The sequence below is a fragment of the Variovorax boronicumulans genome (assembly GCF_030812215.1).
GTDB classification, from domain to species: domain Bacteria; phylum Pseudomonadota; class Gammaproteobacteria; order Burkholderiales; family Burkholderiaceae_C; genus Variovorax; species Variovorax boronicumulans_C.
Window position 1 is genome coordinate 320,993 of record NZ_JAUSSG010000005.1, and the last position, 21,200, is coordinate 342,192.

Genomic DNA, 21,200 nt, shown 5'->3' on the forward strand with positions numbered 1-21,200 from the left:
TGCGCTTTCGTGCAGGGGCTTGCCCAGGAACGGCGAGGCGGGCCTATTCCTCGACAAAAGCCTCTTCGCGCTTGGCCTTGATCGACGGCAGCAGCACGATGCACAGCAGCGCCGCCGCAGCCACCAGCAACCCGGCAGACAGCGGCCGCGTGACGAACACACTCCACGCACCGCGCGACAGCAGCAGCGCGCGCCGCAGGTTCTCTTCCATCATCGGCCCGAGGATGAAGCCCAAGAGCAGCGGGGCCGGCTCGGTCTTGAGCTTCAGGAACAAATAGCCGATGAAGCCGAAGATCGCGACCATCCACACGTCGAAGGTGTTGTTGTTGGTCGAGTACACGCCGATGGCGCAGAACAGCACGATGGCGGGGAACAGGAACTTGTAGGGCACCGTCAAGAGCTTGATCCACATGCCGATCAGCGGCAGGTTCAGCACGATGAGCATCGCGTTGCCGATCCACATCGAGGCGATCAGGCCCCAGAAGAGCTCGGGGTTGCTGGTCATCACCTGCGGGCCGGGCTGGATGTTGTGGATCGTCATCGCGCCCACCATCAGCGCCATCACCGCGTTGGGCGGAATGCCCAGCGTCAGCAGCGGAATGAAGGAGGTCTGCGCACCGGCGTTGTTGGCCGACTCGGGCGATGCCACGCCGCGGATGTTGCCCTTGCCGAAGGGCACTTCGCCGGGGCGCATCTTGATCTTCTTCTCCAGTGCATAGGCCGCGAAAGCCGCCAGCAGCGCGCCGCCGCCGGGCAAGATGCCCAGCGCTGAGCCCAGGGCTGTGCCGCGCAGCACCGCGGGCGTCATGCGCTTGAAGTCGTCCTTGGTGGGCCACAGGCCCTTGACCTTGTGCGTGAAGACTTCGCGCTCGTCGTCGGGCTGCGAGAGGTTGCCGATGATTTCGCCGTAGCCGAACACGCCCATGGCGATCACCACGAAGCCGATACCGTCGGTGAGCTCGGGAATGTCGAAGCTGAAGCGGGCCACGCCCGAGTTCACGTCGGTACCCACGATGCCGAGCAGGAGGCCCAGCACGATCATTGCCACCGCCTTCAGGAGCGAGCCCGAGGCCAGCACCACGGCGCCGATCAGGCCCAGCGTCATCAACGAGAAGTATTCGGCCGGGCCGAACTTGAAGGCCAGCTCGGTCAGCGGCGGCGCGAAGGCGGCCAGGATGAGCGTGCCGACGCAGCCAGCGAAGAACGAGCCCAGGCCCGCGGCCGCGAGTGCGGGGCCTGCGCGGCCCTGCCTGGCCATCTGGTAGCCGTCGATGCAGGTGACCACCGAGGACGATTCCCCGGGCAGGTTCACCAGAATGGCGGTGGTCGAGCCGCCGTACTGCGCGCCGTAGTAAATGCCAGCCAGCATGATCAGTGCCGAGACGGGCGGCAGCGCATACGTGGCGGGCAGCAGCATCGCGATGGTGGCGACCGGGCCGATGCCCGGCAGCACGCCGATCAGCGTGCCCAGGATGCAGCCCAGGAGGCAATACAGCAGGTTCGTGAAGGTGAAGGCAACGCCGAAACCGATGGAAAGGTTGTGGATCAGGTCCATGGTGTGTGCTCCTCAGCCCGAAATGAAAGTGGGCCAGACCTGGATCTGCAGCTTGAGCGCCCAGATGAAGGCCACGTAGCTGCCGGCCGCCAGGATGGTGGAGAGCACGAGCACGTCGCGCAGCTTGAAGTGCTCGCCGGCCATGCTGGAGATGATCGTGAGCGCGTAGATCGCGATGATCATTCCCATCGCCGGCAGGCCGATGCTCGGCAGGCCGCCCAGGAGGACGCCGAACGCGAGGTTGGCGCCGAGCACGAAGGCCAGCGGCTTCCAGGCCCATTTGCCGATCTTGTCGCCGTCGGTGGTCTCCACCACCATGGCCTGGAACATGATGACCACCCCGAGGATGGCCAGCAGGATGCCCAGCATGAGCGGGAAATAGCCAGGGCCCATGCGGGCGCCGTTGCCGACGGTGTAGGTGGTGGCGCCTATCGCGAACGCGCCCCCCACGGTGGTGAACATGACCCCTGAAAAGAAGTCCGCCTGACTCTTGATCTTCATTGCCTCGACCCTCTGTTTTGGAGAGGTGAGGGTCGTCGTCCGCGGCTGACCGTTGGCTGACCGCTCCGGTAAGGACAAATGCTTAGGCCAGGATCAGGGTTCTCCCCGGAGCGACGTTTTCGGCCCGTGAAGCCGGGTCCTCGGTGCCCCTGGAAAAAGAGAAGCGGGGTGGTCCGGAAACGAAAAAAGCTCCCGAAGGAGCTTTTCATTCATTCAGAGAGCCGAGGCTCTCGCGAGCGTGGGTAAGGGCTTAGTAGCCTCCGCGACCACCGCCGCCGCCACCACCGTAACCGCCGCCGCCACCGCCGCTACGGCCACCGCCGCCGCCGCCGTAACCGCCGCCACCACCACCGTAGCCGCCACCACCAGCGCCGCCGCCGTAGCCGCCACCACCGCCGGTGCGGGGGGGACGTGCTTCCATCGGACGGGCTTCGTTCACCGTCAGGGCGCGGCCCTGGAGCGAATGGCCGTTCATGGCTTCAATGGCTGCGAGTGCTTCGGCATCCGAACCCATTTCGACGAAGCCGAAGCCCTTCGAACGGCCGGTGTCACGTTCCATCATGACCTTGGCGCTGACGATCGAGCCGAACTCGCCGAAAGCCTGTTCCAGGTCGTTGTCACGCACGGAGTAGGCGAGGTTGCCTACGTAGAGTTTCTTGCCCATGGAGGGACTCCTAATTCAAACCAACAAAACAAAGCGATGGAGTCCCAGAATCACAACAAACAAGTGCGCTGTGGCGCGAAACTGACCGATCACCGAATTACGTGCACGGGAGCAAAGCTCACAGACACGTGGGGCGAATTATCCCGGTCCTTTGCAAAAAAGCGTGGGAAATCGTGTGTTATTGAGAAACATCCCGGCGCGACGGGCGGTTTCGCAACGGTTTGAGCAGCTCCGACAGGCCGTTGTGGTCTATTTCATGCATCAAATGGAGCAGCCGGCCAATTTCTCCCGAGGGAAAACCCTCGCGGGCGAACCAGGTCAGGTAATTTCCGGGCAAATCGGCGATCAGCGTGCCCTTGTGTTTGCCAAAAGGCATTTCGAGGGTCACCAGGCGCTGCAGGTCTTCGGGTTTCATGGGTGGGTTCCTCAGCCTCCGGCGCGCTTGACGGTGTGGCCCTGCTTCACGAGCGCGGCGATCACCAGTTCGCGGTGATCGCCCTGGATCTCGATGGTGCCGTCCTTCACCGTGCCGCCCGAGCCGCAGGCCGTTTTCAGCTGCTTGCCCGCCGCCGCGAGCGCCGCGGCGTCCAGCGCGAGGCCCTTGATGACCGTCACGCCCTTCCCTTTGCGGCCCTTGGTCTCGTGCGATACACGCACAATGCCGTCAGTGGCCGGCGCGCGCGCCTTCTCGAGTTCCTTGCAGCGGCATTGCGCCATCGGCGCACGGCAATCGGGACACATGCGGCCGCCCGCCTCGGTGGAATACACCAGGGTGCTGGCCTGATTGCTTTTTGTCGTCGCCATTCGATCCATCTCTTCTCTCTGTCTGCTCACATGCCATTCGACTCACTGGGCCTGGCCCCCGCGCTCGTGCAGGCTGCCGCCGAAAGCGGCTATGCCGCGCCGACAGCCATCCAGGCCGCGGCCATCCCCGCGATTTTGCAGGGCCGCGACGTGCGGGGCTCGGCGCAGACCGGCTCCGGCAAGACAGCCGCATTTTCCCTGCCGCTGCTGCAGCGCCTGGCCGCCGAACCCGCACTGTCGCCGCGCCGCGTGCGCGCACTGGTGCTCGTGCCCACGCGCGAGCTCGCGGCGCAGGTCGGTGAGACGATGCGCAGCCTCGCGCAGCACCTGCCCGAGCGCTTGAAAATCGCCATCGCCTTCGGCGGCGTCTCGATCAACCCGCAGATGATGAGCCTGCGCGGCGGCGCCGATATCGTCGTCGCCACGCCCGGCCGGCTGCTCGATCTGGTCGAGCACAACGCGCTCAAGCTGGGCGCGGTCTCGATGCTGGTGCTCGACGAGGCCGACCGCCTGTTCGACCTCGGCTTTGCCGAAGAGCTCGGCCGCATCCTCGCGCTGCTGCCGGCGCAACGGCAGAACCTGCTCTTCTCCGCCACCTTCCCGCCGGCCATCCAGTCGCTGGCCGATGGCATGCTGCGCGACCCCGCGGTCATCGACGTGCAGGGCGAGCCGGGCACCGAGCCGAACATCGTGCAGCGCGTGATCGAGGTCGATACGAACCGCCGCACGCAGCTTCTGCGCCATCTGCTGAAAGAGAACGAGTGGGAGCGCGTGCTGGTGTTCGTCGCCACGCAGCACTCGGCACAGATCGTGGCCGAGAAGCTCTACAAGAACGGCGTGTACGCGGTGCCCTTCCATGGCGACATCGCGCAGGGCACGCGCACCGGCATCCTTGCGCAGTTCAAGGAGAGCCGCTGGGACGTGGTGATCGCCACCGACCTCGCGGCGCGCGGCATCGACATCGCGCAGCTCCCCGTGGTCATCAACTACGACCTGCCGCGCTCGCCCACCGACTACATCCACCGCATCGGCCGCACGGGCCGCGCGGGCGAAAGCGGCCTGGCGATCAGCTTCGTGAGCGCATCGACCGAGGCGCACTTCCGTCTGATCGAAAAGCGCCAGGGCCTGAGCCTGCCGCGCGAGCGCATCGAAGGGTTCGAGCCGACCGAGGTGGCCGTGCCGCTGGTCGACGCGTCGGGCACCGGCGGCATCAAGGGCAAGCGGCCGAGCAAGAAGGACAAGCTGCGTGCGGCGGCGCAGGCCGCGCAGCAAGGCGAATCCGAAAAGAACGACTGACCGCGCCGGTCACTCCGTCGCGTAATCGACCTGGTGCCGCGCGATCCGCAGGTCGCCCAACTCCTCGCGCACACGCAGATGCGCAGGATGCGTCGCATAGCCGTCGAGCGATGCCTGGCTGTCGAACTCGCTGTAGAGCACCACGTCGCAGGCGTAGGCTATGCGGCTCGAATCGACACCTACCTCGATGTGCAGCAGTCCGGGAATCTGGCCGCGCAGCGATTCGAACTTGCGCTTGAGCAACTGCGTGGCCTTCGCCTTCTCTTCCGACGAATCGCCGCGCAGGTCCCACATCACGATGTGCTTGAACATGGATGGTGCTCGCCCGCTCATTCGGTGGAATCGAGCTTGTCGAGGAGGTGGAAAACAAAGATCACGCGGGCTCCTGCCGGATGCAGATGAAGGGGCGCCGGAACGACGGCCCCGGTGTGCGGTCGATGGTAAGCAGGCCCCGCGCGAAAGGCCATGCCTCGCGCACCTCGCCGATGAAGAACAGTTTTCCGTTGGCGGAAAGGCGAGGCTCTACAGCCAACCGAGCTGCCGCGCGGCCAGCTCCTTCATGATTTCCTCGGCACCGCCGCCGATCATCATCACCTTGACCTCGCGGTAGATGCGCTCGCTCACCGTGCCGCGCATGAAGCCCATGCCGCCGAGGATCTGCACCGCCTGGTCGGCGCAGAACTGCATGGTCTGCGTTGCGTGGTTCTTGAGCATGCAGACCTGCGCGACCCACTCGGGCGCGTTGAAGCGGCCGGCCGCTTCGTGCGCGTCGCCTTCGGCGGACACGGCTTCGAGCCACGCCTCGGTGGAGGCGATGCGCATCTGCATGTCCACCAGCTTGTGGCGCACCGCCTGGTGCTCGATGAGCGCGGCGCCGAAGGTCTTGCGTTCGCGCGACCAAGCCAGCGCCTCGTCGAGGCAGGCCTGTGCGAAGCCGAGCGCGCCGGCTGCGAGGCCGACGCGCTCGCCGTTGAAGTTGCTCATGATGATGCGAAAACCCGCACCTTCGTCCCCGAGCAGATAGCGCGCCGGCACGCGCACGTTGTCGAAGTGCAGCGTCGCGGTGTCGGAGCACAGCCAGCCCATCTTCGCGAGGCGTATGCGCGTGAGGCCGGCCGAACTGCCGGGCACGAGCAGCATCGAGACGCCGCCCGCGCCGCGCCCTTCGCCGGTGCGCACGGCTACGGTGATCCAGTCGGCGCGCATGCCCGAGGTGATGAAGGTCTTCTCGCCGTTCAGCACGTAGTGGTCGCCGTCGCGTTTTGCTGTCGTACGCAGCGCCGCCACATCGGAGCCACCGCCGGGCTCGGTGATCGCGAGCGCCGCGATCTTCTCGCCGCGCAGCACCGCGGGCACGACCTCGTTGCGGACCTCGTCGCTCGCATGCAGCACCACCGGCGGCAGGCCGATGTTGTGGGAGAACAGGCTCGCGAGCACGCCGCCGCTCTTGCCGTGGCGCGCGAGTGCGATCCATGCGGGGAGCTTGAGCGAATACGAGGCCGGCGTGCCGCCCAGTGCCTCGGGATAGCCAAGGCCCAGCAGACCGAGTTCGGCGGCGCGCGCATAGAGCGCGCGCGGAAATTCGCCCGTGTCGTCCCACGCCTGCACGTTCGGCGCGATCTCGCTCTCGGCGAAGCGCTGCACCGTGTCGGCGAGCGCTGCGCGGTCAGCTTGAAGTTCTGCGTCCACGAGAGGTCGCTTTCCTCAGCCGCGCGGCGGCCGCTTGGCGATGCCCATCGTCTTCGCGAGGATGCCCAGCATCACTTCGTCCGCGCCACCGCCGATCGAACCGAGCCGCCCGTCGCGGTACAGCCGCGAGACGCGGTTTTCCAGCGTGAAGCCCATGCCGCCCCAGAACTGCAGGCAGGTGTCCGACACCTGCCGCGTGAGCCGCCCGGTCTTGAGCTTGGCCATCGAGGCGAGTTCGAGCACGTTCTCGCCCTGCACATGCAGGTCGCAGGCGCGATACGTGAGGGCGCGCAGCGCCTCCACCTCGGTCTTCAGTTCAGCCAGCTTGAACTGCACCCACTGCTGGTCGGCCAGCGTGCCGCCGAACATGTGGCGCTGCTGCGCCCATTCGATGGTCTGCGCGATGCAGTCTTCCATCGGTTCGAGCGAGCTCGCGGCCGCCCACAGGCGTTCTTCCTGGAACTGCTGCATCTGGTAGACGAAGCCTTGGCCCTCCTCGCCGATGCGATAGCGCTGCGGCACGCGCACGTTGTCGAAGTAGATGAGCCCGGTGTCGCTCGAATTCATGCCGATCTTGCGGATCTTCTTGGCCTTCTCGATGCCGGGGCTGTCCATCGGCACCATCACCAGCGACTTGTTGCGGTGCACGGGGCCGTCGCTGGTGTTGACCAGCATGCACATCCAGTCGGCCTGCAGGCTGTTGGTGATCCACATCTTCTGGCCGCTGATGAGGTAGTCGTCGCCGTCCTTTCGCGCATGGCTCTTGAGGCCCGCGACGTCGCTGCCCGCGCCGGGCTCGCTCACGCCGATGCAGCCGACCATGTCGCCCGCGATGGCGGGCGCGAGGAATTCGCGGCGCAACGCGTCGCTGCCGAAGCGCGCGAGCGCGGGCGTGCACATGTCGGTCTGCACGCCGATGGCCATGGGCACGCCGCCGCAGCTGATGTGGCCGAGCGCTTCTGCCATTGCCATCGCGTACGAGTAGTCGAGGCCACCACCGCCAAAGGCCTCGGGCTTGTTCAGGCCCAGGAGGCCGAGGTTGCCGAGCTTCTTGAAGACCTCGTGCGCGGGGAAGATCTCGGCCTCCTCCCATTCGTCGACGTGCGGGTTGATCTCGTCGTCGATGAAGCGGCGCAGCGTCTTCTGGATTTCGAGGTGTTCGTGGGTGTACTGCATGTCGCTTGTCTCCGGTCGATCAGTCGTTCGTTTCTTTGTCCTGGAACACGCGCGGCGTCTGCGCGAGATGGAAGCCGTCGAACGGCCGCACCGCAGAACGCTGCCGCGCCGCCGCATCCGGCAGCGCCATCGGCCAGCCCATGCGCACCTGCGGCCGCGCCCCGTCCACGCGCAGCACGCTGCCGCTGATGAAGCTCGCCGCGGGGCTCAGCAGGAAGGCGATGGCGGCAGAAGTCTCGGCCTCGTTGCCGAAGCGGCCCGCGGGCACGGTCTTGCGCATGGCGCGCAGCATGTCACCAGCCTCGGGCGGGTAGTGATCCATGCCGCTCGATGCGATATAGCCCGGCGCGACGGCGTTCACGCGCACGCCGCTCGCGGCCCATTCGAGCGCGGCCGTCTCGGTGAAGCTCACCATGCCGGCGCGCGCGGCGCCGCTGTGGCCCATGTTGGGCATCGAGCCCCACATGTCGGCGACGATGTTGACGATGGCACCGCCGTTGGCTTGCATGCTCTGCACGAAGCATTCGCGCGCGACGAGGAAGCCGCCGGTGAGGTTGGTGTGGATCACCGCCTCCCAGCCCTTGGCCGTGATGGCGGCGAGCGGCGTGATGTATTGGCCGCCCGCGTTGTTGACGAGCCCGTCGATGCGGCCGTGTGCGGCGACGATGGCGGCAACCGCTGCGCGCACGGCCTCTTCCTGGCGGATGTCGAAGGCCTGGGTGCTCGCCTTGCCGCCGGCATCGGCGATCTCGGCCTGCACCTTCTGCAGCTTCTCGGTGTTGCGGCCGACGAGCACGACCTGCGCGCCGAGCGATGCGAGCTCGTGCGCCGTGCAGCGGCCAATGCCCGAGCCGCCGCCGGTGACGACGATCACCTGGCCGGCGAACAGGCCGGGCGAGAACACGGAACGGTAGCGGGAGGAGGCGTTCATGCGAATGGCTTTCTGGTATTCGGAAGGAGTGCGGCGTGCCGCGTCACGCGTCGGCGATCTCCGCCACCACATGGCGCGCGGCCACCTGTGCGCCCACGGCCACATGCAGCGCGGCGACGCGTCCGGCGCGTGGTGCGCAGTGCACGTGTTCCATCTTCATCGCTTCGAGCGTGACGAGCGGCTGGCCTGCGGCGACCGTGTCACCTTCGGCGGCCAGCAGCGCGATGACGCGGCCGTTCATCGACGCGCGCAGCAGCCCGTCGCCGTTTGCGGCACCGGCGCGGGGCACGGCCACATGCGTGAGATTCTGAAGTTCGAAGGCCTGGCCGTAAAAATGAAACCACAGGTGGGCAACGGACTCGCGCACCGAGACGGCCCGTTCGGAAACACCGTTGCACGAGAAGCGCACCACGCCGCCATCGGACAGCGAAAGCAGTGCGATGCGCTCGGGCGAAGTTGCATCGATTGCGACATCGAAACGACCTCCGCCCTGCGGCGTCACGCGGGCCGCATGCACCTTGCCGTTGAGCGAGAAGCGCAGCGCGTTGGGCAGCATGTGCGCGAGCGCCGAAGGCCAGCCGCGTTCGCCGAGTTGGAGCAGCAGTGCGGCCAGCAGCGCGGCGCGGCCTTCCGTGGCGGCGTCGGGCGCAAGCAGCGCATCGGCGTGCTCGGCGATGAACGCCGTCGTCGCCGCGCCATCTGCAAACACCGGGTGCGACAGCGCACGTTGCAGAAACTGCTGGTTGGTCGCGATGCCGAGCGCCACGGTGTCCTGCAGGCCCGCGATGAGACGTTGCCTGGCTTCGTCGCGGGTGCGGCCGTGCGACACCAGCTTGGCGATCATCGAGTCGTAGAAAGCCGGCACTTCGGCACCATCGCGCAGCGCGTGTTCGGTGCGCAAAGCCGGCGCAGGCCGCCACGCAGCGAGCGTGCCGCTCTGCGGCATGAAGCCCTGCCGCGGGTCTTCGGCACACAGGCGCACTTCGATCGCATGGCCGCGCATCTGCACGTCCTGCTGCGTGAGCGGCAGCGGTTCCCCGGCCGCAACGCGCAACTGCAACTCGACCAGGTCGAGCCCCGTCACCGCCTCGGTCACCGGGTGCTCCACCTGCAGCCGCGTGTTCATTTCCATGAACCAGTACTGGCCCTCGGCATCGAGCAGGAATTCGAGCGTGCCCGCGCCTTCGTACGCAATGGCCTTCGCTGCGGCAACGGCCGTCGCGCCCATGCGTTCGCGCAATTCGACAGACACGGCCGGCGACGGCGATTCCTCGATCACTTTCTGATGCCGCCGCTGCACCGAGCAGTCGCGCTCGCCGAGGTGGATGGCGTTGCCGTGCCGGTCGGCAAACACCTGGATCTCGATGTGGCGCGGCGCGACGATGGCGCGCTCCAGGATCACGGTCACATCGCCGAAGGCGTTGAGCGCTTCCGATTGCGCGCTCTGCAGCAGTTCGTCAAAGGCAGCGGCCGATGGCACCAGCCGCATGCCGCGCCCGCCGCCGCCGGCGGTCGCCTTGACCATCACGGGCCAGCCGATGCGCGCGGCTTCGGCGGCGAGCGTGGTGGGGCTCTGGTCGTCGCCCTGGTAGCCGGGAATGCACGGCACGCCCGCCGCCTGCATCAAGCGCTTCGCACCGGCCTTGTCGCCCATCGCGCGAATGGCTTCGGGCGAGGGGCCGATGAAGACGAGGCCCGCATCGCGGCAGGCCTGTGCGAAATCGGCGTTCTCCGCGAGAAAGCCGTAGCCGGGATGCACGGCCTGCGCGCCGCTCGCACGCGCGGCGTCGATGATCGCGGCGATGCGGAGGTAGCTCCGTGCAGGCAGCGATTCGCCGATCCACACGGACTGGTCGGCCTGCCGAACGTGTTCCGCATCGGCATCGGCGCTCGAATACACGGCGACAGTGCGATAGCCCATGGCGCGCGCGGTGCGCATCACGCGGACCGCGATTTCGCCGCGGTTGGCGATGAGGATCTTGCCGAATGCGCTCATGGCCGCGCCACCGAGAACTGCATCGCCTGCGGCACGCGCGCGTCGGCATCGCGGCACACGGACAGCACTTCGGCCAGCACCGCGCGCGTGTCGCGCGGATCGATCACGCCATCGTCCAGCAGCAGCGCACTGGTGGTGAACACGCTCATCTGCCGGTCGAAGCGCTCCACGATCTGCTGCTGCATCGCGTCGATCTTCGCGGTGTCGACCGCACCCTTGCGTGCCATGCCGGCCTCCATGACGATGGCCATCGTCTTGGCCGCCTGCTCGCCGCCCATCACCGCGGTGCGCGCATTCGGCCACGAGAAGCAGAAGCGCGGCGCGAAGCCGCGGCCGCACATGCCGTAGTTGCCCGCACCGTACGAGGCGCCGCAATGCAGCGTGATCTGCGGCACGGTCGCGTTGGTCACGGCCTGGATCATCTTGGCGCCGTGCTTGATGATGCCGGCCTCCTCGTGCGCGCGGCCCACCATGTAGCCGGTGATGTTCTGCAGGTAGACGATGGGCGTGCGCGACTGGCAGCAGGCCTGGATGAAGTGCGTGGCCTTGGTCGCGCCGTCGGAATCGATGGGGCCGTTGTTGGTGACGATGCCCACCGCATGGCCTTCGAGCCGGATGTGGCCGCAGACGGTGGCGCTGCCGTAGTGCTCGCTGAATTCGAGGAACTCGGAGCCGTCGGCGATGCGCGCGACGACCTCGCGCATGTCCACCGGCCGGCGTCCGTCGCTGGGCATGATGCCCAGCAGGTCTTCGGCGTCGTAGTGCGGCGGTGTGAACTTGCGCGGGGCTTCGTCGCGGGCCCAGTCGATGCCGCCGAGGATCGAGCGCGCGATGCGGATGGCGTCGCGGTCGTCTTCGGCGAGGTAGTCGCCCAAGCCCGAGATGTGGGTGTGCATCACGGCGCCGCCCAGCTCTTCCTCGGTCGCGATCTCGCCGGTGGCGGCTTTCAGCAAGGGCGGCCCGGCGAGAAAGGCGCGCGTGCGGTCGCGCACCATCACGATGTAGTCCGACAGGCCCGTCTGGTAGGCGCCGCCCGCGGTCGAGGAGCCGTGCGTCACCGTCACCACCGGCAGCCCCGCAGCCGAGAGCCGCGCGAGGTTGCGAAAGATGCTGCCGCCGCGCACGAAGTCCTGCACGCGGTACTGCATGAGGTTGGCGCCGGCGCTTTCGACCAGCTGCACGTAGGGGAGCTTGTTCTCCAGCGCGATCTCCTGCACGCGCAGCTGCTTGTCCAGGCCCATGGGCTGCAGCGCGCCGGCGTCGATGCCGGAATCGGAGGCGCTCACCATGCAGCGCACGCCGGCGACCTGGCCGATGCCGGAGATCAGGCCGCCGCCGGGCACGCTCTTCGAGAGATCGGGGTTGTCATGCCCAAGGCCTGCGAGCGAGGCCAGCGGAAGAAAGGGCGCGCCGGTGTCCAGCAGCAGCGCGATGCGCTCGCGCGGCAACAGCTGGCCGCGCTTGGCAAAGCGTTCGGCCGAGGCGCCCGAGGCGGCTGCGGCGCGGGCCTCGTGTGCGCGCACCTGCTCCAGCAGCGCGAGCATGCCGGCGCGGTTGGCCTGGAAGGTGTCGCTGGCCGATGACAGCCGGGATTCGATGACGGGCATGGGGTCTGTGCAGATCGCTGGTTTTCGCTCTGCACAGACTTTAGGGACCGGGCCTTCCGCCCGCTTGCGCCAACTAGCTGGTGCGGGCGCGCCGCGGTGCGGTGGGCGCATCCAGGCTGCTGCCGGTGACCACCCAGAAGATGAAGATCAACACCGCGCCGGCCGTGCCGAACACCGACAGGCCCATGTAGCTGCCGCCGATGGCGAGCGCGTCGGCTGGCGCCGCGGCGGTGCAGATCATGCTGGCGGCGCTCATGCCCACGTAGTGCATGGTGCAGACCGCGACGCCCATCACCGCGGCGGCCGCGATCTGGTGGCTCAGCTTGCGCAGGTTGAAGGCCAGCCACAGGGCGGCCGCGGCGGCGGTGATGGCGATCACCACCGACAGCGCGACCGTGCCCATGTCGAATTCCATCGAGGCGCGCATGTTCATCGCGAACATGCCCATGTAGTGCATCACGCACACGCCGATCCCGGCCAGGAGGCTGCCGGCGAGCCAGCCGGCCTTGCTGAATTTGCGCCGGCCGCCGGCGAGATACAGGGCAATGCCCGAGATCAGGATGGCCGCCACCAGCGACACCACCGTGAGCGGCATGTTGTACGAGATGGCCACCGGCAGCCGGTAGGCCAGCATGCCGATGAAGTGCATCGACCAGATGCCGATGCCGCCCAGCGCCACCGCGGCGCAGGCCACGACGGCGAGGTTGGGTTTGCCGTCCGCACCGACCATGCGGCCCGCGCAGATCAACGCCACCAGCGATCCCGCGAACGAGATGAGGAACGAAAGCGCCACCAACCCCAGCGAGTACTCGGGCGACAGCAACTGGCCTACAACGAGGGGAGTCATGCGTTTTTTCCTTTCAGAGAAACGCCTTCAGGCCCCGGAAACCGGATGTGATCGGGCACCCAAACGGCATCCCGGCCAGTTTGTAATATTTGTTTTTAAAAGTAAATCGGAATCTGTACTTATCGTTACCCTACCTTACAGCGCGGATTCGATATATCGCATTGTTGCGGTCGGCGCTCACGTAGACGGTGCCGTCGGCACCGACGGCCACGCCCGTCACCACGTAGGGCGGCGGCAGCCCGGGGCCGGGCGCGAGGCCGATCGGCAGGCTTTCGGCGATGGTCCGGCGGCTGCCGTTGGCCGGGTCGATTTCCACCAGCCGCCTCGCCGCGCTCTCGGCCACGATGAAGGTGCCCCACGGCGTCTGCGCCACGCCCTCGGGCAGCGCGAGGCCGTCGACGATGGTGCGCAGCGGCGCGCTGGCATCGAGCGGAATGCGCAGCAGCTTGCCGGCGGCCTCGGTGACGTAGAGCGCGCCGTCCTTGCCCAGGACCATCTGCACCGGGCCGTTCAGCCCGCTGGCAAGCACTGACTTCTCTGCAAACTTCGGCCCGCTGGCGCGCGTGATGCTGCCGGTGGCGAGCTCGATGTAGATCACGCTGCCGTCGGGCATGGGCAACGCATCGAAGGGTGCCTTCAGGCCATGGATGGTTTCGACGGTCTTGAGCGTCTGGCGGTCGACCAACTGGACCGTGCCGGTGAACCAAGAGGTCAGCGCGAAGCGCGTGGGCGAGAGGCCGACCGCAAACGGATAGTCGAGCTCCGGCTCGCGCTGCATGCGGAACACGTCGCGCACTTCGCCGGTGCGCACGTCCACCTGGCGGAAGCCGAAGACGTCGGCCACCCAGAGGTCGTTGCCGTCGATCTTGAGGCCCGCGGGCACCGCCACCTTGCCGCTGGTGAGGGTGCGCAGGTCGCCCGTGGCGGGGTTGAAGGCCTGCACCTCGTTGTTGGCCATGTTCGACACGTAGATCGTGCCGTCCGGCGCGATGACGAGGTTGTCGAGCGAGGGCCGCAGTTGCTTGGCGACGGTCTTGCTGCCGGTGGCCAGTTCCACCCGCACCAGCTCGCCGCTGCGCGCATCGACCACCCAGAGGTTGCCCTTGCCGTCCAGATTGGCCGCGGCCGGGATCTTGAAGCCGTCCGCGATCACGGTCATGTTGCCGTTGGCCGGATCGATCTTCACGACCTGGCCCTTGAACCACAGCGGCCCGTAGAGCATGCCGTCGGGCCCGACCTCGAAACCGTTGAAGCCGCCCATGTCCTTCTTGATGAGCCGCGGCGGCTTCTGGCCGGTGCGGTCGATTTCCCACAGCGCATCGCCCAGGAACACCTGCGAGGCGTAGAGCTTGCCGCTCTTGCGGTCGAAGTCCAGCGAGTTGAGGCCGGGCAGGTCCTTGGCGAGCACGCGCATCGGTGCGGTGTCGCCCTCGCGGTAGCGCAGCATGCCCATGAGGTAGTTGGTCCAGGCCAGCTCGCCCTGCGGACCGACCGCGATGTCGTCGGCCTGACCTTCGGGCGCATCGATCAGCACCTTGGCCGCGCCGGTGGTGCGGTCGACTTCCCACAGCGTGTTGCCGAGCACCGAACCCGCGAGCAGCCGGCCCTTGGCATCGATGGCCAGCCCGTGCACGCCCGAGAACGACGACGGCGGCACCAGCGCCTCGGGCGCGGCCCACGAGGCGGGCCGGGTGGTGAGCGGCGCAGTTGGCGGCGCGGGTATCTGCGAGGGCGTGGGCACGGGTGCCCGCGCAGGCGGTGCGACCGTGCTGCAGGCACCCAGCAAGGCGAGCGTGGCGATCAGCGCGGCAGCGCGGAACGGGTGACGGGGCATGTCTTCTTCTCCTTCTTGTGGACGCGCGCGCAGTCTAGAAGGAGGAAGGGGATGCGGCGCAGTCCCGCCCGGGACATGCGGACTTTCGTCCGCTGCGGATTACCCGCAGCGTGCGGTTTTCTCACCCGCGCAGCAACTGCGTGACGGCGTGGATCAGCAAGCCCACCAGCCCGCCCACCAGCGTGCCGTTGATGCGGATGAACTGCAGGTCGCGCCCGATGTGGCGTTCGAGCTCCACCGTCATCTCCTCGGCATTCCACTCGCCGACCCGCTCCTCGATGTAGCGGCGGATGTCCTCGCGATAGCGCTCGATGGCCAGCGGCGCGGCGGCCTCGATCTGCTCGTTGACCCAGTGGCGGATGGCCTCGTCGGCCTGCAGCCGCGTGCCCAGGGCGCCGGCCATCGACGCGATGCGCTGGCGGATCGTCGAGTCGCTGCGGCGCAGGTCGTCGTCCAGCCATGCCAGCAGTTCGCCCCAGAGCCCGTGCAGATAGTCGCCCAGGGCCGGGTGCGCCATCAGTTCGGCGCGGATCTGCTCGCCGCGCTGCTGGAACTCGGGGTCGAGCTTCAGGCGCACCACGAAGTCGTCGACGAATTCGTCGAAGCGCTTGCGCATCGGGTGGTCGGGCTCGGCGGCCAGTTCGCCGATGGTGTGCGCCACGGCCGCCACGATCTTGCGCGTGGCGAGCTTGGCCGCGACCTGGTCCAGGCCCACGTAGCGCAGCGTCTTGATTTCGCGCGCGATGGCTTCGGTGATGTGCGCCTGCACCTCCTCGCCTTCGAGCAGCCCCGCCACCTGCCGCAGCACGTCGTCGAGCAGCGCCTGGTGGCGACCGCCCGCGGTGAGCGCATCGAGCGCCTGGCCGGTGAGGCGCGAGAGGTCGATCTTCTCGAGGCCCGCTGCGGCGGCGCGCCCCATGAAGTCGCGCACCCGCTCGTCGTCGAAGGCGGTGAGCCCGTAGCGCGTGGCGGCCACGCCCCATTCGCCCAGCTTCTCGCCGCTCGCGGGCCGCGCGAGCCAGTCGGCGATGCGGCTGGCGGTGTCGAACTCGCGCAGCTTGGCGAGCACCTGCGCGGTGCTCAGGAAGTTGTTGCAGATGAAGCCCGCGAGCTTGGCGCCGATGCGGTCCTTGTTGCTCGGGATGATCGCGGTGTGCGGAATCGGCAGGCCCAGCGGATGGCGGAACAGCGCCACCACCGCGAACCAGTCGGCAATCGCGCCGACCATCGCGGCCTCGGCGAAGGCGGCCACGTAGCCCCAGGCCGGATGCTGCGCATACAGCGCACTGGCTAACGCGTAGAGCAGCGCCGCCGCGCACAGCAGGCCGAGCGCGACGCGCTTCATGCGCCGCAGCGCGTCGCTGCCGTCGGCTTCAGCCAATGGTGTGGGAAGTTGCGAGGCGCTCCATGAACAGCTCGCAGCGCGCGAGTTGTTCGAGGCTCACGAACTCGTCGGGCTGGTGCGCCTGCTCGATGCTGCCCGGACCGCACACCACCGTGGGGATGCCGGCGTTCTTGAACAGGCCCGCTTCGGTGCCGAAGGCCACCAAGGTGGTGCGGTCCTCGCCTGCCAGGCGCTGCGCGAGCAACGTGACCGGATCGTTCGCCGCGCCGAGAAAGCTCGGAATCTCGCAGATCGTCTCGAACTTGAAGCCCGCATCGGGCGCCACCTTCTTCATCGCCGGCTCCAGGCCCGCGGCATAGGCCAGCACGTCGGACTGCATGCGCTTGGCATCGGCGGTGGGCAGGTCGCGGAATTCATAGCGGAACTCGGCATCGCGCGGCACCACGTTGTCGGCGATGCCGCCGTGGAACTGGCCCACGCTCGCGGTGCTGAAGGGCACGTCGAAGCCCTCGTAGCGCGGCTCGCTGCGCTCGAAATCCTCGGCCATGTCGCGCACCTTGCCGATCACGCGCGCGGCCATCTCGATGGCATTGACCGACTTGGGCGTGAGCGACGAATGCGCCTCCTTGCCGCGCACGCAGCACTTGTAGCGGTACACGCCCTTGTGGGCGATGGCCGGCACCATGCTGGTGGGTTCGCCCACGATGCAGGCGAGCGGCTTGATGCCGGCATCGCGCATGTCGGCGATGAGCTCCTTCACGCCGAAGCAGCCGATTTCTTCCTCGTAGCTGAAGGCGAAGTGCACCGCGAAGGGGGAGTCGCTTTCGAGGAAGCGCTTGGCATTGGCGAGAGCGATCGCAATGAAGCTCTTCATGTCGGCCGAGCCGCGGCCATAGAGGCGCTCGTTCATCACCGTCGCGGAGAGCGGGTCCACGCTCCAGGCCTGCCCGTCCCAGGGCACCGTGTCGGTGTGCCCCGAAATGATCACCCCGGCCGGCTTGCCCTCGCCCAGCGTGGCAAAGAGGTTCGCCTTGGTGCGCTCGGCGTTGTAGGTGATGCGGCTCTTCACGCCGAGGGCGGCGAGGTGGCTCTGCGCGAGGTCGATCAGCTGCAGGTTGCTGTTCTCGCTGACGGTGTTCATGCGCACCAGCGACTGGGCCAGTGCGAGGCTTTGGGGGGAAAGCGTGTGGGGCATGCAACAGATTGTCCAAGAAGTCGATGCCCCGCGCCTGAGGTTGTCCCGACTGTCATCGGGAGCGGGTACCCTGCGCCTTTTTTGGATGGAGAAAAAAACATGCGCACCCTTCAGATCGCACTGACCGCCACCGCAGCCCTGTGCATTGCGGCCTGCAGCGGCACCGGCCCCTCGGGCCCCGCCAAGCTCTTGACCCTCGACGGCAACCCGCCGCTGGTCATCGCCCACCGCGGCGCCTCGGGCTACCTGCCGGAACAGACGCTGGAGGCTTACACGAAGGCCATCGAACTGGGCGCCGACGTGATCGAGATGGACCTGGTCTCCACCAAGGACGGCGTGCTCATCGCCCGCCACGACCCCAACCTGGCCATCAGCACCGACGTGGCCAAGCACCCCCGTTTCGCCTCGCGCAAGAAGACCATCAAGGTCGACGGCGAAACCCAGACCGGCTGGTTCAGCAACGACTTCACGCTGGCCGAGATCAAGACGCTGGGCGGCATCTCCACCGATGCCGAGCGCCCGCAGGAATTCAACGGCAAGTTCAAGGTCGTGACCTTCCAGGAGATCATCGATTTCGCCAAGGCCAAGTCGAAGGAAACCGGTCGCACCATCGCGATCTATCCCGAGACCAAGAACCCGACCTACTTCCGCGACCTGGGCCTGCCGATGGAAGACAAGGTCGTCGCCGCCATCACCGCGGCCGGCTGGAACAGCAAGACCGCGCCGATCTACGTGCAGTCGTTCGAGCCGGGCAGCCTCAAGTACATGAAGGCCAAGGGCCTGAACACCAAGCTCATCCAGCTGATCGACGGCGACGGCATCGACATGAAGACCGGCGCCATGACCTATGCCGTTCCGGTCGACCGCCCCTACGAGTGGACCAAGGCCGGCGACACGCGCAACTTCGACGTGATGGTCACGCCCGCGGGCCTGGCCGAGATCAAGACCTATGCCGACGGCATCGGCCCCTGGAAGCGCTACATCGTGACCATCAAGGGCAGCATCGGTGCCGACGGCAAGCCGCTGGACGTGAACAAGGACGGCAAGATCAACGACGCCGACGCCACCTCGGTCTCGCCCACCACGCTGATCGCCGACGCCCACAAGGCGGGCCTCTTCGTGCACCCCTTCACCTTCCGCAACGAGTCGCGCCGCCTGGCGGCCGACTACAACAAGGACGGCAAGAACGAGTACGCGATTTATTACAAGCTGGGCGTGGACGGCGTTTTCACCGACTTCACCGACACCGCGATCGCCGCGCGCACCGAGTACCTCAAGAGCATGGGCCGCTGAGCTGTTTGGCTCTTTTCGAGGGACACCGCGGAACCGGCTTCGCCGGGCCGCAGGTGTCGCCCCCGGCGAGGGGGTTGGCGAAGCGACACGAAGTGCGCGCAGCCTGGGAAAGTGCGTAATTACCCGGCACGGTCTTTGCGGAGCAGGATGCAAAGCCTAGACTGTGCCCTATGAAACTCATCGATTCGCTCGTCACGCAGGCGGCCGGCATCGCCGCCGTCCGACGTGACCTCCACGCCCACCCCGAACTCTGCTTCCAGGAAGTCCGCACCGCCGATGTGGTGGCAGGCAAGCTCACCGAATGGGGCATTCCCATCCATCGGGGCCTTGGAACCACCGGCGTCGTCGGCATCGTCAAGAACGGCACCAGCAACCGCGCCGTCGGTCTTCGCGCCGACATGGACGCCCTGCCCGTCACCGAGCTCAACACCTTCGCCCACGCCAGCAAGCACCACGGCAAGATGCACGCCTGCGGCCATGACGGCCACACCGCGATGCTGCTCGCAGCCGCCCAGCACCTGGCCAAGAACCGCAATTTCGACGGCACCGTCTACCTGATCTTCCAGCCGGCCGAAGAGGGCGGCGGCGGCGCCCGCGAAATGATCAAGGAAGGGCTCTTCGAGCAGTTCCCCATGGATGCCGTCTTCGGCATGCACAACTGGCCCGGCATGAAGGCCGGCCAGTTCGCCGTGAGCCCCGGCCCGGTGATGGCGTCGGGCAACAAGTTCCACGTCAACGTGATCGGCAAGGGCGGCCATGCCGCGCTGCCGCAGACCGGCATCGACCCGGTGCCGATCGCCTGCGAGATCGTGCAGGCCTTCCAGACCATCCTCACCCGCAAGATGAAGCCGACCGATTCGGCCGTGATCTCGGTCACCACCATCCATGCGGGCGAAACCAACAACGTGATTCCCGACAACTGCGAGCTCTCGGGCACGGTGCGCACCTTCTCGATCGAGGTGCTCGACATGATCGAGGCCAAGATGCGGCAGATCGCCGAGCACATCTGCGCGGCGCACGACGCGACCTGCGATTTCCGCTTCGAGCGCTACTACCCGCCCACCATCAACACCGAGGCCGAGGCCCACTTCGCGCGCGACGTGATGGCCGGCATCGTCGGCCCCGAGAACGTGCTCAAGCAGGAGGCCGCCATGACCTCCGAGGACTTCGCCTTCATGCTGCAGGCCAAGCCCGGCGCCTATGCCTTCATCGGCAACGGCGACGGCACACACCGCGACATGCACCACGGCGAAGGCCCCTGCACGCTGCACAACGCGAGCTACGACTTCAACGACGACCTGATCCCGCTGGGCGCCACCTGCTGGGTGCAGATCGCCGAGCAGTTCCTGAACAAGCCCGGCGGCAACGTTTCATGATCGGCATCGGCGAGGCCTTTTCGCCGCGCTATGCCCAGGCGCGCCAGAAGTTCCTGCAAGGCTGCGTGAGCGCCGGCCTCACCGTCGAGCCGCATGCGCACCCGCTCAAGGGCCGCGACGGCGAAGACTTGTCGATGGACGTGGCGCTCGATGGCGACGCGAACGCCGAGCGCCTGCTGATCGTCACGAGCGCATGCCACGGCGTCGAGGGCCATTGCGGCAGCGGCGTGCAGGTGTTCGCGCTGCACGATGCCGAGTGGCGCGACAAGGCCAAGGCACAGGGCGTGGCGGTGCTCTACGTGCACGCGCTCAACCCGCACGGCTTTTCGTACGGCCGGCGCGTGACGCACGAGAACGTCGACCTGAATCGCAACTTCATCGATTTCTCGCAGCCGGTGCCGGTCAACGAGCCTTACGCCAAGCTGCATCCGCTGCTGCTGCCCGATACCTGGCCGCCCACGCCCGAGAACCAGGCCGCCGTCGAGAAGTGGATCGAGAAGCACGGCACCACCGCTTACCAGGCGGCCGTCACCAGCGGCCAGTACCAGTTCGAAGACGGCCTTTTCTTCGGCGGCAAGGCGCCCACCTGGAGCAACAAGACCATTCGCAGCGTGTTGCGCCGCCATGCGGGCAATGCCAGGCGCATCGGCTGGATCGACCTGCACACGGGACTTGGCCCCAACGGCCTCGGCGAGCGCATCTATGCGGGCAAGGACGACAAGGCCGCCTACGCCCGCGCCAACGCCTGGTGGGGCACGCCCGCGGCGCCCGTCACTTCGATCTACGACGGCTCATCGACTTCGGCGCTGCTGCGCGGGCTGATGTGGGACGCCATCTACGAGGAGTGCCCGAAGGCCGAATACACCGGCATCGCGCTCGAATACGGCACGCTGCCCATCCTGGAAGTGACTGGCGCACTGCGTGCGGACCACTGGCTGCACAAGCACCCGGATGCGCCGGCCGACCTGGCCGACAGCATCCGTGCGCGGATGGTCGAGGCGTTCTATACCGACACCGACGCGTGGCGCGGGCAGATCGTCAGCCAGGCGCGGCAGGCGATGTTCCAGGCGGTGGATGGGCTGAGCGGCTGA

At 67.3% G+C, this 21,200-nt stretch carries 19 protein-coding genes; 4 read left to right on the plus strand and 15 right to left on the minus strand.

The features are described from left to right. Positions 1 to 43: 43 nt before the first annotated feature. From J2W23_RS16025 to J2W23_RS16045, 5 genes are all read right to left on the minus strand, one after another. On the minus strand, positions 44 to 1,555 hold the full coding sequence (locus J2W23_RS16025) for a tripartite tricarboxylate transporter permease (protein ID WP_176660688.1): 1,512 nt from the start codon (positions 1,553 to 1,555) through the stop codon (positions 44 to 46). A gap of 12 nt (positions 1,556 to 1,567) precedes the next feature. Next, positions 1,568 to 2,056 carry a tripartite tricarboxylate transporter TctB family protein gene (locus J2W23_RS16030; protein WP_307649420.1) on the minus strand — a complete coding sequence of 163 codons (489 nt, stop codon included), beginning with the start codon at positions 2,054 to 2,056 and terminating at the stop codon, positions 1,568 to 1,570. A 250-nt stretch (positions 2,057 to 2,306) separates the two neighbouring features. Next, complete coding sequence (locus tag J2W23_RS16035) at positions 2,307 to 2,720, minus strand: RNA recognition motif domain-containing protein (RefSeq protein ID WP_307649421.1); 414 nt, start codon at positions 2,718 to 2,720, stop codon at positions 2,307 to 2,309. 178 nt (positions 2,721 to 2,898) lie between these two features. Next, complete coding sequence (locus J2W23_RS16040) at positions 2,899 to 3,135, minus strand: DUF3820 family protein (protein ID WP_042580460.1); 237 nt, start codon at positions 3,133 to 3,135, stop codon at positions 2,899 to 2,901. Positions 3,136 to 3,146: 11 nt separating this feature from the next. Further along, positions 3,147 to 3,524: a translation initiation factor Sui1 gene (locus J2W23_RS16045; RefSeq protein ID WP_176660685.1), complete on the minus strand. Its 378-nt coding sequence runs from the start codon at positions 3,522 to 3,524 to the stop codon at positions 3,147 to 3,149. A gap of 30 nt (positions 3,525 to 3,554) precedes the next feature. Here J2W23_RS16045 and J2W23_RS16050 point away from each other — a divergent pair, with 30 nt between their 5' ends. Next, a complete protein-coding gene (locus tag J2W23_RS16050) occupies positions 3,555 to 4,820 on the plus strand; it encodes a DEAD/DEAH box helicase (protein ID WP_307649422.1) in 1,266 nt (421 codons plus the stop codon). Between the two features lie 9 nt (positions 4,821 to 4,829). Here the strand turns inward: J2W23_RS16050 and J2W23_RS16055 are convergent, their stop codons facing one another. The 10 genes from J2W23_RS16055 to argE form a co-directional block, all read right to left on the minus strand. Then, entirely contained in the window at positions 4,830 to 5,132 is a 303-nt protein-coding gene (locus J2W23_RS16055) for a Dabb family protein (RefSeq protein WP_176660683.1), read from the minus strand. Between the two features lie 210 nt (positions 5,133 to 5,342). Further along, complete coding sequence (locus J2W23_RS16060; RefSeq protein WP_307649423.1) at positions 5,343 to 6,509, minus strand: acyl-CoA dehydrogenase family protein; 1,167 nt, start codon at positions 6,507 to 6,509, stop codon at positions 5,343 to 5,345. A gap of 15 nt (positions 6,510 to 6,524) precedes the next feature. Then, entirely contained in the window at positions 6,525 to 7,685 is a 1,161-nt protein-coding gene (locus tag J2W23_RS16065; protein WP_307649424.1) for an acyl-CoA dehydrogenase family protein, read from the minus strand. A 19-nt stretch (positions 7,686 to 7,704) separates the two neighbouring features. Continuing rightward, positions 7,705 to 8,616 (minus strand): SDR family oxidoreductase, encoded by a 912-nt coding sequence (locus J2W23_RS16070; protein WP_307649425.1) that lies wholly within the window; start codon positions 8,614 to 8,616, stop codon positions 7,705 to 7,707. A 43-nt stretch (positions 8,617 to 8,659) separates the two neighbouring features. After that, positions 8,660 to 10,612: an acetyl/propionyl/methylcrotonyl-CoA carboxylase subunit alpha gene (locus J2W23_RS16075; protein WP_307649426.1), complete on the minus strand. Its 1,953-nt coding sequence runs from the start codon at positions 10,610 to 10,612 to the stop codon at positions 8,660 to 8,662. Beyond that, positions 10,609 to 12,219, minus strand: coding sequence for an acyl-CoA carboxylase subunit beta (locus J2W23_RS16080; RefSeq protein ID WP_307649427.1), 1,611 nt, complete (start codon positions 12,217 to 12,219; stop codon positions 10,609 to 10,611). Before J2W23_RS16080 ends, J2W23_RS16075 begins: the two co-directional genes overlap by 4 nt. Before the next feature lie 73 nt (positions 12,220 to 12,292). Next, on the minus strand, positions 12,293 to 13,066 hold the full coding sequence (locus tag J2W23_RS16085; protein WP_176660677.1) for an MHYT domain-containing protein: 774 nt from the start codon (positions 13,064 to 13,066) through the stop codon (positions 12,293 to 12,295). 130 nt (positions 13,067 to 13,196) lie between these two features. Continuing rightward, entirely contained in the window at positions 13,197 to 14,900 is a 1,704-nt protein-coding gene (locus J2W23_RS16090; RefSeq protein ID WP_307649428.1) for a hypothetical protein, read from the minus strand. A gap of 121 nt (positions 14,901 to 15,021) precedes the next feature. Next, positions 15,022 to 16,281, minus strand: a complete 1,260-nt coding sequence (locus J2W23_RS16095) for a DUF445 domain-containing protein (RefSeq protein ID WP_307649429.1) — start codon at positions 16,279 to 16,281, stop codon at positions 15,022 to 15,024. Beyond that, on the minus strand, positions 16,274 to 17,440 hold the full coding sequence (argE, locus tag J2W23_RS16100) for an acetylornithine deacetylase (protein WP_176660675.1): 1,167 nt from the start codon (positions 17,438 to 17,440) through the stop codon (positions 16,274 to 16,276). Before argE ends, J2W23_RS16095 begins: the two co-directional genes overlap by 8 nt. A 99-nt stretch (positions 17,441 to 17,539) precedes the next feature. Here argE and J2W23_RS16105 point away from each other — a divergent pair, with 99 nt between their 5' ends. The 3 genes from J2W23_RS16105 to J2W23_RS16115 all read left to right on the plus strand — a co-directional run bounded on the left by J2W23_RS16105 (position 17,540) and on the right by J2W23_RS16115 (position 21,200). Continuing rightward, complete coding sequence (locus J2W23_RS16105) at positions 17,540 to 18,733, plus strand: glycerophosphodiester phosphodiesterase (RefSeq protein WP_307649430.1); 1,194 nt, start codon at positions 17,540 to 17,542, stop codon at positions 18,731 to 18,733. Positions 18,734 to 18,903: 170 nt separating this feature from the next. Further along, complete coding sequence (locus tag J2W23_RS16110) at positions 18,904 to 20,109, plus strand: M20 aminoacylase family protein (protein WP_176660673.1); 1,206 nt, start codon at positions 18,904 to 18,906, stop codon at positions 20,107 to 20,109. Then, the gene (locus J2W23_RS16115; protein WP_307649431.1) at positions 20,106 to 21,200 is read left to right on the plus strand and encodes a M14 family metallopeptidase; all 1,095 of its coding nucleotides are present in this window, start codon (positions 20,106 to 20,108) and stop codon (positions 21,198 to 21,200) included. Before J2W23_RS16110 ends, J2W23_RS16115 begins: the two co-directional genes overlap by 4 nt.

Excerpts from the sequence above, each read along its gene's own strand:
- J2W23_RS16025 (WP_176660688.1), bottom strand. The coding sequence starts at position 1,555 with ATGGACCTGATCCACAACCTTTCCATCGGTTTCGGCGTTGCCTTCACC.
- J2W23_RS16030 (WP_307649420.1), bottom strand. The coding sequence starts at position 2,056 with ATGAAGATCAAGAGTCAGGCGGACTTCTTTTCAGGGGTCATGTTCACC.
- J2W23_RS16035 (WP_307649421.1), bottom strand. The coding sequence starts at position 2,720 with ATGGGCAAGAAACTCTACGTAGGCAACCTCGCCTACTCCGTGCGTGAC.
- J2W23_RS16040 (WP_042580460.1), bottom strand. The coding sequence starts at position 3,135 with ATGAAACCCGAAGACCTGCAGCGCCTGGTGACCCTCGAAATGCCTTTT.
- J2W23_RS16045 (WP_176660685.1), bottom strand. The coding sequence starts at position 3,524 with ATGGCGACGACAAAAAGCAATCAGGCCAGCACCCTGGTGTATTCCACC.
- J2W23_RS16050 (WP_307649422.1), top strand. The coding sequence starts at position 3,555 with ATGCCATTCGACTCACTGGGCCTGGCCCCCGCGCTCGTGCAGGCTGCC.
- J2W23_RS16055 (WP_176660683.1), bottom strand. The coding sequence starts at position 5,132 with ATGTTCAAGCACATCGTGATGTGGGACCTGCGCGGCGATTCGTCGGAA.
- J2W23_RS16065 (WP_307649424.1), bottom strand. The coding sequence starts at position 7,685 with ATGCAGTACACCCACGAACACCTCGAAATCCAGAAGACGCTGCGCCGC.
- J2W23_RS16070 (WP_307649425.1), bottom strand. The coding sequence starts at position 8,616 with ATGAACGCCTCCTCCCGCTACCGTTCCGTGTTCTCGCCCGGCCTGTTC.
- J2W23_RS16075 (WP_307649426.1), bottom strand. The coding sequence starts at position 10,612 with ATGAGCGCATTCGGCAAGATCCTCATCGCCAACCGCGGCGAAATCGCG.
- J2W23_RS16080 (WP_307649427.1), bottom strand. The coding sequence starts at position 12,219 with ATGCCCGTCATCGAATCCCGGCTGTCATCGGCCAGCGACACCTTCCAG.
- J2W23_RS16085 (WP_176660677.1), bottom strand. The coding sequence starts at position 13,066 with ATGACTCCCCTCGTTGTAGGCCAGTTGCTGTCGCCCGAGTACTCGCTG.
- J2W23_RS16090 (WP_307649428.1), bottom strand. The coding sequence starts at position 14,900 with ATGCCCCGTCACCCGTTCCGCGCTGCCGCGCTGATCGCCACGCTCGCC.
- argE (WP_176660675.1), bottom strand. The coding sequence starts at position 17,440 with ATGCCCCACACGCTTTCCCCCCAAAGCCTCGCACTGGCCCAGTCGCTG.
- J2W23_RS16105 (WP_307649430.1), top strand. The coding sequence starts at position 17,540 with ATGCGCACCCTTCAGATCGCACTGACCGCCACCGCAGCCCTGTGCATT.
- J2W23_RS16110 (WP_176660673.1), top strand. The coding sequence starts at position 18,904 with ATGAAACTCATCGATTCGCTCGTCACGCAGGCGGCCGGCATCGCCGCC.
- J2W23_RS16115 (WP_307649431.1), top strand. The coding sequence starts at position 20,106 with ATGATCGGCATCGGCGAGGCCTTTTCGCCGCGCTATGCCCAGGCGCGC.